This window comes from Niallia sp. FSL R7-0271 (genome assembly GCF_038005785.1).
In the GTDB taxonomy this organism is placed as follows: domain Bacteria; phylum Bacillota; class Bacilli; order Bacillales; family Cytobacillaceae; genus Niallia.
This window is the reverse complement of sequence record NZ_JBBOTZ010000001.1, coordinates 1,684,473-1,696,489: the sequence shown is the minus strand read 5'-3', so window position 1 is coordinate 1,696,489 and position 12,017 is coordinate 1,684,473. Positions and strand designations below refer to the sequence as shown.

General features: G+C 33.9%; 11 protein-coding genes and 2 pseudogenes. 2 read left to right on the top strand and 11 right to left on the bottom strand.

The window, feature by feature from the left end; genetic code table 11:
* Positions 1–201: 201 nt before the first annotated feature.
* From MKX82_RS08680 to MKX82_RS08655, 6 genes are all read right to left on the bottom strand, one after another.
* Positions 202–1,116, bottom strand: a complete 915-nt coding sequence (locus MKX82_RS08680) for a sensor histidine kinase (RefSeq protein ID WP_233314096.1) — start codon at positions 1,114–1,116, stop codon at positions 202–204.
* Positions 1,117–1,134: 18 nt separating this feature from the next.
* Positions 1,135–1,806, bottom strand: a complete 672-nt coding sequence (locus MKX82_RS08675) for a response regulator transcription factor (RefSeq protein ID WP_341076455.1) — start codon at positions 1,804–1,806, stop codon at positions 1,135–1,137.
* A gap of 10 nt (positions 1,807–1,816) precedes the next feature.
* Positions 1,817–2,596: an ABC transporter permease gene (locus MKX82_RS08670; protein WP_341076453.1), complete on the bottom strand. Its 780-nt coding sequence runs from the start codon at positions 2,594–2,596 to the stop codon at positions 1,817–1,819.
* Positions 2,589–3,506 (bottom strand): ATP-binding cassette domain-containing protein, encoded by a 918-nt coding sequence (locus tag MKX82_RS08665; protein ID WP_341076450.1) that lies wholly within the window; start codon positions 3,504–3,506, stop codon positions 2,589–2,591. The genes MKX82_RS08670 and MKX82_RS08665 overlap by 8 nt, the downstream gene beginning before the upstream one ends.
* Positions 3,507–3,653: 147 nt before the next feature.
* Complete coding sequence (locus tag MKX82_RS08660) at positions 3,654–3,803, bottom strand: hypothetical protein (protein WP_341076448.1); 150 nt, start codon at positions 3,801–3,803, stop codon at positions 3,654–3,656.
* A gap of 400 nt (positions 3,804–4,203) precedes the next feature.
* Entirely contained in the window at positions 4,204–4,524 is a 321-nt protein-coding gene (locus MKX82_RS08655) for a hypothetical protein (RefSeq protein ID WP_341076446.1), read from the bottom strand.
* A gap of 860 nt (positions 4,525–5,384) precedes the next feature.
* Here MKX82_RS08655 and MKX82_RS08650 point away from each other — a divergent pair.
* On the top strand, positions 5,385–6,746 hold the full coding sequence (locus tag MKX82_RS08650) for an arsenic transporter (RefSeq protein ID WP_233314101.1): 1,362 nt from the start codon (positions 5,385–5,387) through the stop codon (positions 6,744–6,746).
* A 336-nt stretch (positions 6,747–7,082) separates the two neighbouring features.
* Here MKX82_RS08650 and MKX82_RS08645 read toward each other — a convergent pair whose 3' ends face one another.
* The gene (locus tag MKX82_RS08645) at positions 7,083–7,328 is read right to left on the bottom strand and encodes a hypothetical protein (protein WP_341076440.1); all 246 of its coding nucleotides are present in this window, start codon (positions 7,326–7,328) and stop codon (positions 7,083–7,085) included.
* Positions 7,329–7,696: 368 nt separating this feature from the next.
* Between MKX82_RS08645 and MKX82_RS08640 the strand changes: the two genes are divergently transcribed.
* Positions 7,697–7,870 carry a YjfB family protein gene (locus MKX82_RS08640; RefSeq protein ID WP_341076437.1) on the top strand — a complete coding sequence of 58 codons (174 nt, stop codon included), beginning with the start codon at positions 7,697–7,699 and terminating at the stop codon, positions 7,868–7,870.
* A gap of 207 nt (positions 7,871–8,077) precedes the next feature.
* Here MKX82_RS08640 and MKX82_RS08635 read toward each other — a convergent pair whose 3' ends face one another.
* The 4 genes and pseudogenes from MKX82_RS08635 to MKX82_RS08620 form a co-directional block, all read right to left on the bottom strand.
* Positions 8,078–8,371, bottom strand: a complete 294-nt coding sequence (locus tag MKX82_RS08635; protein ID WP_341076435.1) for a hypothetical protein — start codon at positions 8,369–8,371, stop codon at positions 8,078–8,080.
* Positions 8,372–8,648: 277 nt separating this feature from the next.
* A pseudogene (locus MKX82_RS08630) lies at positions 8,649–9,577 on the bottom strand (DNA/RNA non-specific endonuclease).
* A gap of 353 nt (positions 9,578–9,930) precedes the next feature.
* Positions 9,931–10,026 (bottom strand): annotated as a pseudogene (locus MKX82_RS08625) (M23 family metallopeptidase); the annotation flags it as partial.
* Between the two features lie 228 nt (positions 10,027–10,254).
* The gene (locus tag MKX82_RS08620; RefSeq protein ID WP_341076432.1) at positions 10,255–11,181 is read right to left on the bottom strand and encodes a hypothetical protein; all 927 of its coding nucleotides are present in this window, start codon (positions 11,179–11,181) and stop codon (positions 10,255–10,257) included.
* Between the last annotated feature and the right edge of the window lie 836 nt (positions 11,182–12,017).

Here is a 12,017-nt window from a genome sequence, read left to right as displayed (position 1 = left end):
TGCGCATACCTCTGCTTTGATAGTACATTTTCAAAATAATGGATAAACCTATAATATTTAGGTCTACTAACTCAAGTTATTAAATCTATGAGAAGGCACACCCCCTAAGTTTGGTTAACGATTATAAGAATTAGGTATTATAGAATACAAAAAACGATTCTCCTCAAAGAAGAATCGTTTGCTTTTTTCCATAATAAACTACTAAACAGTATTAATATTCGTTCTATGTACTGGAAGCTGTATGGTAAGAATAAACCAATTCCCTTTAAGCTCCGCCTCCATTTTCCCATTCATTTTTTCCACGAGCTTTTTCGAAAGATAAAGACCTAGCCCGCTTGATTCTGTATTTGTTCGACTAGAGACCTCAGTATAAAAACGCGAAAATACTTTATCAATCGCTATTTTACTATCTGGTTTTATATCATTTTTCACCGTTAATAGAAAATACTCCTTTTCCATTCGATAGCTAATCGCTGCATGACTACTGGCATAACGAAGGATATTTTGCACAATATTTTGAATGACACGTATTAACATTAATTTATCTGCAATTATCCTATTATCCTGTTTATGTTCAGAGAATTGAAGTTCAATCTTCCTTTCTTCTAGCTGCTCATAAAAAGACAAAAAGATGTCCTCGACTATAGTGACAAGCGAAAGCGAAGTTAATTCTATGTCTTTTTGGTTTGTTTCCATTCGTGCTAAGTCATAAAATTGATCTGTCATTTCAATTAAACGCTGAACGGAATGTTCGATAATACTAATATATTGGGCTTTCTTAGCTTCATCTGCAGCTACATTTAAGAGTTGCACATAGCCATTGATGGAAGTAAGCGGTGTTCGCAAATCATGGGAAAGCCCGGCAATTGATAACTTCACATTCTCTTCCATCTGTTTAGCTTGGTGATTCCTATGCTCAAATTCATCTATCATTTGGTTTAGTTCATCAACTAATTGAATTAATGCCTTCTCGCGGAAATCAAGATACAGCCTGCTTCCGAAGCTCGCGCGGGTTGATAGTTCTTTTACTTCCCTTGTTAATTTTCGCAGTTCTCGTTTTAAGAAAAATATATAAACAAGCAGCGCCAATGCTAAGAAGAAGAACAATATCCACATAACATTCACGCCCTTTCATTAATCAAATTTAAAGCCGATGCCCCAGACAGTTTTAATATAGTTGGTCCCATTACTATTAAGCTTATTTCGTAAATTACTTATGTGCATGTTAATCGTTTTATCATTATCGAAAAAAGGTTCGTTCCAGACACTTTCATATATATTAGCACGACTGAAAACTTTTTGGGGATTCTCCATAAGTAATTGAAGGATTGCAAATTCACGACCAGTAAGGTGGAGTGCCCGATCACTTAGCTTTACTTCACGGGTATCTAAATTAAGGCTGATATTTTTATAATGAATTTCTTGCCGATGCTCAGCTGTAACCTTTGCTGCATGGCGCAGTTGAATATCAATTCGGGCAAGCAGCTCTTTTACATCAAAGGGCTTCGTGATGTAATCATCTGCACCGTTCGTTAACAATTGTAACTTAGAAGGCTGGTCAATCTTTGCGGAAATGACAATGACAGGAATGCTAGAAGTACTTCTAATATGTTGTAGAAATTCCTCACCATTCATACCAGGAAGCATCAAATCTAAAAGAATGACATCTGCTTGGTTATTTTCGACTAACATTTTACCTTCTTTGCCAAAATAAGCACTTAGTGTATTAAATCCATTTATTTCCATCGTTTCTTTTATCAAAGAATGAACGGCGGTGTCATCTTCTATAATTAATATTACTGCCACACTAATCTACCTACTTTATATCTGTTCGATTAAACAGAAGGATTCCTATAGCTGATGATAACATGATTGTAATAAGACTCACCAATATCATCTCAGGAAATTTTGCGATATCTGTTTTGCTGGCGAAATCTGAATAAAACAGAAAGGATTCTGTAAACCAAAACGTTACTTGTTTAAAGTGCGTTGTTTGCTGAAAAATCCCTGCACCAAAACCTGTAGCCATCGTATAAAGGAAACTCCAAATCAAGGAAATCCCACTGTTTTTTGTCATAAACGTAATCATAACATAAATAGACACATTAGCCAGAATTAATAAGTACAGTATACTAAAAGCCTTAAAGGCGTATTCGCTGTAATTGCTAATACCTCCAAGCTCACCAAAGCCAAATACAGCTGAAAAGCTGATTATGCCAAACCCAGTCATTGCCAGCACTCCAATAACGCCTAGCAGTGCTGCTATAATTAACTTAGACAAATAATAATGCGTCCGGCTGCGCCCTAAAGATAATGCATTTCGAATCGTGCCATTTTGAAATTCTTCGCCGATAAAGAAGCTGATAAATGCACTCATAACAAGCAAAATAGTTAAAGCATTTTTCTCGATCATCAAAACACTGGATGCACCATTTACTACAGTATCAATCGCTTGAACGAGTTCAGTACCATAATGGACCATCATTTTACTATTTATAGCTTGCATGACAGGAAGTATGGAAAGTATGCCTAGAACAATCCATAGCTTTTTACTGCGTACTAATTTTATCTTTTCTGCTGTTAAAAGATTAAGCATTTTTATTTCCTCCCGTTAACTGCAAGAAATAATCTTCGAGCTTTTGTCTCGTTATGCCAATTCGTGAAACATTTACATTTGCCAGCACTAATGAACGATTTATAGTAGCAACTTCATCGAGCTGTTCATAAATATTAATCTCTGTCCTATTCATAACTGTATAATCCTTTATTCCTAATTCATCTAAAACGACAATAGCTTTTTCGACCTCTGTTGTTTCTAATTCAATATATTGACGCGTTTCTTTCGCAAGCTCTTCCCGCGAAAATTCACTAATCAGTTTGCCATCATGCAAGATACCGTAATGGGTCGCAACTTGGGAAAGCTCATCAAGCAAATGACTAGAAAGCAACACAGTAATCCCTCGTTCTGTTACCAACCGTTGAATAATCTCACGCATTTCCACAATACCTGACGGATCTAATCCATTTGTCGGTTCATCTAAAATGAGAAACTCAGGATTAGTAATAAGTGTTGACGCAATCGCCAAACGCTGGCGCATTCCCAATGAGAAATTTTTTGCTCTTTTCTTGCCTGTATTACTTAAATTCATTAACTGCAGCAAAGCATCCATTTCACGTTCACTCACACCGCCATTTGCCGCTTGAACACGCAAGTTCTCCCGTGCCGTTAACTCAGGATAAAGAGCAGGTGTTTCAATAGATTGCCCCATCTTCCTTCGTGCCCGCTGCAAGCCTTTTACACCTGATTGCCCAAATAGTTCCATTTCCCCACTATCAATAGATATCAATCCCATTACCGTCCGCATAAAAGTCGATTTACCTGCACCATTTTCGCCAATCAAGCCATAGATCATCCCGCGCTTAATTTCAATTGATACTTTATCAAGCGCTTTATGCTTGCCATATACCTTCGAAACATTTGCAGCTTTAAGAATTGTTTCTGCCATAAATTTCATCCCTTCATTGTAGATGTTATTAGAATAAGTGAGAGGTATAAATAATTAGACTAGAAAAGTATAAAAAAAGTATAAAGAATTCAGCAAAAGAAAAAGCATCCACAGTTGTTGTGGAATGCTTCCGTTTCTAGTAATTGTTCAGCCTACCTTATTGTTTTTTCGTTCCCTTAATCGTCTGAGGATAGTAAGAGTCACAGAAATAGCAAACATAACAGCACCAATAATCATAATTACATCTACAAAAACTTGTATCCAGCTGTTAAATGTTATATCTCTTACAACACGCATATAAAAGTAAAAAACAGCTATAATGAAAAACACTAAGTCAGAGTATTTATCCATAAATTGCATAACTAAATAGACTTGGCAAAAGTTAAAAATACTGTATTATTATTGCCCACAATTCCATATTAACTTCTATTTAACCAAATCTATAGACACCTCTCTTTCCATTTGTTTATGATATCATTTCTATTTGCAAAAGGATATTGGGGTGGAGATTTTTTATAGGAAATTCGAATTTAAGTAAATTCAGTTATGGTCATAAACCTTTCTAGAAATTGAAAAAATCCCTGATTCTGCATCAGGGATTTTTCAATTTCTATATAGCCATGCTTTATCTTAAAAATAGATATCCGGCTTTTTCATTAAATGTATTAGCTTCACTCTATTCTATGTGAGCAAGCTTTTACCACCAAATAGGATAAAAAGGTCCAAATCTTCTGATACCATAAAACGGGAATCCAAACAGACCAAACCCTCCAAATGGAATAAATAAGCGATTGTTATCATTCCCACTTTGGTTTAATACTAATATATAAACATTCTCATCATCATAACTGTGAAGAATACCTTGGTGAATCTCATCGTCTCTTGTCTCAATTTGAACAAACTGAAATAAAAGTTTATGGCATTTTTGATGATGCTTGTGTTTATGATGCTCATGATGATGACTCATTTTATGGTGCTGTTGACTTGAGGACTCATCAAAATCTCTAACGTTTTCCATACCCAATCTCCCCTTTTTTTAAACTCAAGGCATATTATTCAGGAGCATAAAAAAGGTGAGACTGAAAATTTTTTCTAAAACAAAAACACCAGATTATTCGAATGCTTGCATTAATTTGGTTTTAAAAGTTCATATTTCAACAGCCAACAACTATTGGATATCTTCAAAAAAAATTTCCTCCTCTTCAGCTTGCTTCTTTCTATAATCACTCCATAAATTAATCGCATCAATACTGCCTTTTGCTAAAACTAGTACTCGGCCAATATTTGTTGTGATTAAAAAATATTCTTTCTTCCATTCGCCTTCTCATCTAACATGCTTATTTAGATTGCTATTTGTAAGCCTATATTTACTACATAAGGAAACTCTTATTTATATAATCCGTGATAGATAAATCCAATAAGATTTTAATTATATATCAACAAGATAGACTTACCATTTCCAAGCCCTAATACTTTCTGTCCAACTCATTGAGCCAATTCTACCTTTTAATAATTTCAAGATAAAAAATTAAAGCATGAAGGAAGCAATCATATATGCTCTTTCTGATTTTTCTTTATCTAAGAAAAATCTCTCCATAATGAAATCACAGACAAAACCACCCATCAACTCCATCCTTTACATTTGTATCAGTTAACTTCTGTGTAATTGAGTAGAATTTTTTAGACTCTAGTGGATTTATTGAAAAAAGGGTACAAACCTAAGGCCTGTCTTAATCGTGATACATATAGATATAGTACAGCACCACATGAGGGATAAATGAAACGGAGAGACATTAGTGGATTTACTTACAAACGGAGAAAATGCCCTTTCGTTTCAAAAAAGATTCATACTATTCATCACATGAAAGGAGTATTTTTATGGCCGACTTCACCGTTTGGATAACCATTGCCACTTTTTTGGTTACCCTCGGGTTAATACTTTGGAGACCTAAAGGATTGAATGAAGCAGTGCCTGCAGCTGTTGGTGCAGTTATTGTTGTGCTTTGCGGCAGTGTATCATTCTCCGATTTAGGCATCATATTGAACACAATCAGCGGCGCCGCTATTACAATCATGGCAACAATTGTTATGGCAATTGTTTTAGAAAGCTTTGGTTTTTTTAATTGGGTGGCAGAAAAACTGGCAGCTATGGCAAAAGGATCAGGAATTCGTTTATTCTGGTATGTCAATTTATTATGTTTCCTAATGACACTATTTTTTAATAATGATGGTAGCATACTCATTACAACACCGATTCTCCTCATGCTGTTAAACAACATGCGCTTAAAAAATCATCAAAAAATCCCCTATTTACTATCCGGGGCGCTAATTGCAACTGCTTCAAGTGCTCCAATTGGTGTAAGCAATATCGTCAATCTAATTGCATTAAAAATTGTCCATATGGACTTATGGCTCCATACAGCGATGATGTTTGTACCATCAAGTATTGGATTATTATTTTTGACCTTCCTGCTGTTTCTGCGGTTTAAAAAAGTCCTGCCCGAAAAAATTCCAGTACAAGTTTCCGGTCTGTCTAGATCTTCCTATCACCCATTAAAATCCGTCATCCAACACGAATCAGAAAAAGCTCGTTCAAAATTTATGAGAAATATTTTATTATTTGTTCTTGCTGTCCGCTGTAGCTTGTTTCTTGCCTCCTATCTTCACATTCCGATTTCTGTGATGGCTGTCATCGGATCACTCGTTCTTTTAGCCTGGAGATGGATATATTTAAAAATATCCCCTGCTGATATGCTAAAGAAAACCCCGTGGTATATCATCGTCTTCGCCTTTAGTATGTATACCATCATCTACGGCCTCAATAATATTGGCTTGACTAACTGGCTGATTGGTTTTATGGAGCCTGTCGTTTCAGGAAGTCTGCTTCAAGCGAGTGTATTAATGGGTACACTGCTAACAGTTCTTTCCAATATTTTCAATAATCACCCTGCCTTAATGGTGGGTACCCTTACCTTGACACATATGGATCTTAGTTTGCTTGAATTGAAGGTTGCTTACTTGGCTAACGTAATAGGCAGCGACATGGGAGCATTACTGCTGCCAATGGGTACACTAGCCACTTTAATGTGGATGCATATCGTCAGAAAAGGTAAAGTTTTCATTAGTTGGTGGGATTATATCAAAATAACAGCCGTAGTAATTCCTCCTGCTACAATTTTCACCTTAATTATTCTATATTACTGGGTTTCTTCCCTTTTTGCTGGTGTACTTCAACAATAGAAAAATATCGATTGAGACACATACAATACCCATCCTTTAAACATGCAGATAAAAAAAAGAGTAATCCTCCCTAAAGATTACCCCAAGGTTAGATTACTCTCGAAATACCAATAACAACTAATAGTATATTCCCCCCTAAGGCAGACAGACAAAATAAGTTATGTTCACCATTGGGGGAGAATTTTTACATACTTCTATAATAGTCAGTTTATGTACTTACTATTTTATTATCGTTTAAATAAGCTAATTTAGTTTAACAATCAATTCCCCTTTCCTACTCCTTTATATCTCAAAAATAAAAAACACCTGTTTAAAACAGATATCTTACTATATAAATTAAGGTTCATCCCAAAGTATAGTCATTGCAAGAAAAAATAGTACGAGTACAAGAAACACTAAGCCAAGAAACCAAAGAGCAATCTTTCTCCAAATATTTTTTTCAGCACACAAGGCAAATATTAAGGATATTGCCATGGAAACGATTAATATTTGTAAAAACCATTCGCTAATGTCATAGATAAATAACGGGCTAATGCCTATTAACGTAAAGACAATAGAAAGTGCAGCAGAATATCTCTTCACTTCAACACCACCTTTTTAACATTTTTAATATATTTAGTATATTTGTAGAAATGTCTATTCCATTGACCAAGACCCTTTTTTCTTGATTTAAAGCCATTTACTTTATTGCAAATGCCCTAAATCTGTAGGAATTGTATCTCGCTCAGCATACTCATTGTCCATATTACTCTACCTAAATCTTCACCTCAATTGGCTGAATTTTAGCTTAAAGGAGATGTGAATTTGTAGAAGTTTTCCGTCTAACTGGACAAATGCTAATCATCCATTACATTTTTTAGCTCTTCCCTTCCACATCAATCTGCATTTCATTCTTTACAGTAATTTAGATTTTTAATATTTTGCCGATAATAGTAAGGGAGGTGAGTTCCTTGAATATTGCAGCTTTATCAGTTAGCATGCACCAAGCTTCACTTGGTCAAAGTGTAAGCTTAGCATTAACTAAAATGTCTATGGATAATACTCAGCAAACTGCAACACAAATGATGGAAATGCTTCAAGCTCCACATCCAACATTAGGTAATTCTATTGACCTAAAAGGATAAATCTACATAAAAAATGTATTCTTAATGGGATGCATTTTTTTCTTTCTTCAAAACTACCCTTACAATTTTTAACGCTTTTTACCTGTATTTTGTTGGGTGTAAATTATATGCTGTTGAAAATCCACCTCTGTATATAATAGTTGGATTTTTTCGTTTCGATTTTTTTAACTCTGTTTTCACCTTATCTAGAAACAGCAATAAAAATTATTATCTCTTAATACTAAACAATACAGGATTAAGGAAAGATAGAACTACAATAACAAGAAACATTACAAATGATACAGCATCTCCTACTAAATTAAATTCATCTACAACGATACCTTCTTGCCAGATATTAATAGCACCCACTATTAAACATACTAATGAAATACTTATAACAGTAAATCCATTGAGTTGCTTCCATTTCTCTTTAAATAGAATTAAAATCAGTAACAATAACAAAACCGAAATCATGGTAATAAAAACAGGTCTAAAAACCGCTAATTCCATTACGTCACCCATCCTCAAAATTAGTCAACATCCACATTTTACCATAAATTCCAAAACAACGTTTCATTTATTTTCTATTTTTGAGATATTAGACATAAGAAACAAGAGCATTCATCCTTTTTGGATAGATGCTCTTGTTAACGAAAAATAATAACCATACAAATCTAGATGATACAACCATTGATTTCAGTTGTTCATTTACAAACATCCATTCTCAAATTGTTATAAAACGCCCAACGAGGAAAATGTTCTTTCATTCCTATATTATTTTGCCTCAAAATTCTAGGGCTTACTCTCCTACCAAACCGTCCTTATCAGCATCGTGCATATAGGGGTATAACCAATGGTCACTCGTTATTGGCATACTGAACCCTGCTGCTTTTGCTTCTTTAATCGTCACTTGTCCATTACCGTTTCTGTATCAACACTAGAAATATCATCATTTGTATTTGAACTAGTTGAATCAGAAGGCTTACTGCCTGTTAAACCGAGAGATGCGTTCACTTCATCAGGGTTCACATTGTCAAATGTATCTACAATCTCGTTCCCCATTAAAGTATAGGTATACTGATAACTTGAAGGAATCTGCGTTTTCGTATCCGGATATGTGATTATTGCTTCAAAATTAGTGGCTCCACCTGCGCTACGGATTGCGTCTTCCATATAAGCTTGATCACCATGTCGGTTAAGCGTACTATCTTGTGGAGTAATATTGTACGCATTCGATACCCCTCCGAGAGAATCAGCAATGACATGTCCTTCATCTAAAACGTCACTTTCGACACCAGGAACCTTTGCCTCATCAGAGTAATATCTGCCAGACGATAATACAGGTTCGTTCTCGTCATCTTGGAGAGTGATTTCGTCAGCAATGACACGAACTAGCTGCCCATATTCATTAGTAAATGCCCAATATTCACGGTCTCCATAACCAATGTCAACAACGACATTAGGTTCACGATATCCAGACAAATCACCACCATCCACTTCAATCAGTTTATGCCCTGAGAACAGTTCCTTATTTGTTTCGGTTGGTGTTTCCTCTTCCACTGGTTCATTAACCAACGCAGTATTAGCTTCTTCTTTTTCACTAGTTTTATCTGTATTAACTGTGGTTACTTCTTGTGAATCTGTCTTTTCATCTGTAATGGACACATCTTCTACGTTGGTACAACCAACAAGAAAGATGGTCGTTAAAAGTAAGATTAAATAGTTCATTTTTATTTTAGTACTCTCCTATAATAATTCTATTAAACTCGGGATGTTAACAGAGATTAATGCTGGGTTTTCGTTCAATTTTTCATGAAACGAAATGATTTAAATATCAAGATATAATAATGTATTTACGATAAACTTTATTTATATCCTATTTGCACCATCACAATAAGAAAAAATGCCTCTTCTTTTTTATTATACAGATTAATAGTATTACATCACAATATAATATTCTTTAGCTTATACTATAGTTCTTTATGTCCATCCCTTTTCTAAACTTCCTATCCAATACCTCATTATTCATTACAATATCTCATAAAAGGTGCAGGATGTATTTGTCCACCTAGTACGTTTTACTAATATAAAAAATGCAAGTGAGGACCTGTACTGTCGCCTGTATTCCCCACCTCACCTATAACCTCTCCTTGTTTAACTTTCTGCCCAACTTTTAATACTTCTAGTTAAAGGGAACTGGATATTTTGTTTAGCGTTTTACAAAATCTTTCTCCACATGCATTTCCCTAAGTCTTTAATCTGCTGTTAATCTCCCATAAAAAAAGCACCTCCAATTGTTAGAATATGTCTAACCATTGGAGGTGCCTTCACTAATAGTCTGAGTATTTTTGTACAGATTAAAGGCATTAAAAATAACCATATATTAATACACCTTTCTGTCTTTACTAGTATTTCGTACACTGTAACTCCACTTCCCTTTTTATCCATTCGTACTGCTTTCGATAAGCTGGAAAAAATACATTGAATCCATCCTTTCGAATAACTTTATTTTTATAAAGGGATTCTTGGGGAAGAATTCTGTTGTATTGTCCTATACTGATATACCAATCTACCAGATCACGGAGTCGTGGATAGGTAGAATCCCGAATTAAATGCATAGTATAAATAATTTTTGCCAGTTGATTTTCATCTTTCATCAGCATTGCATGACTCATATATATCTTGACAAAATCCCATGATTCAGCTCCATTCATTGAACCAAAAACAAAATCCTCTGGTTCAAGTATCTGTGTAAATATAAACTCATTGGCATTTGGCATTATTTTAATACTATTATCGAAAATTCTTTCCATAAAAATATGTTTCAATGTTTTAATAATGGAAAACTCAAATTTAGGATTATAAAAATGGAGAAGTTGCTTTTGAAATATTTTATAAACAAATGACTTATCCCCTTCATAAATAATAGCTTGATTGGCAATATAAAAGATGGAGTAACCCTTCTTAATATATTTAATTCTTGTTAAAGTACCGTGATAATAATTTTCGTTAACATTCTCAAGAATGTAATGGTTAAGCATATTGAGACAAATAAAAATTGCATAATAAGGCTGATGGCAGATTAACAGAATAATGCATAAAATAACAGAAAACACTATTCTAAATATGAATCCTGTTTTTTCAGAATCTATTAATTGCGTATCAAATTCCTTTAGTTGTTTTTCTGTTTGGATTCGAGAATATATATCAATGGGAAAAAAACTTTTATAGCAATCAAAAGGATCCCAAATTAAGTTTAATTTAAATGACGTACTAAAATTTATAAGAAATGGGTAAAAGACTAGAGCAATAGGTGGTTTTTTATTTTTCATCCAGTATAAAAACCTTCCTAAATTACATATGAATTCATACCAGATTACTATAAAGAAATATGAGATCATTGTTACAACATATGTTACAATAACTGCTTTTAGAGTAATATTTTGAAAACCATCGTTGTATTGATATAAAAAGACAAGTGAGAAATAAATTAAATTTATATATAGGAAGATAATGAATCTCGAAATTTTGAACATTTTATCACTCCTACTTCAAATAATTTAAGTTTTAACATTCACTATAAATGAAAACAACCAAGTACTATAAGCTAGTTAATTTAATAGTAATTGGTTGTTAAACGAATGAGTGCCACTGTTAGACCTCCATGATCCAAAGCATTCGAACTACCTCTTTTAAGCAATACTTTTCATATTCTTACCAAATGTACTACTTGACCATCCTCCTTCCAAATAGGTCATTTCGTCTTCTTGTATCCCACATAATTTTTGGGCATAAATAGCTCCATTCTCACTTCCTAAAAATCTTAATTTCCAAATACTTATTGTACGTAAGGTTGTTCTCAACCCTAATAATTATTACCTTTATTTCTATCACTCCATTACATTAATCACATTTTTTTAGCAACAATTCCACTATGTCAATTTGTTTCTTCTTTTAACTCTTTTTATCCTGTATGTTCACAAAAAATACATAAACATTTAAGTCAATTACATTACCTATACTCAATACTCTCTTTAATTTACGGGTAATATCTCACAGAAAATTAGAATTAAATGTAACCATTTCGATTATTGCTCCGATAGTATAATGGTAATAGAATATCCTATGTCTTGCTTCAGTTTACCGATGTATTCCTCGCTTTACAGTC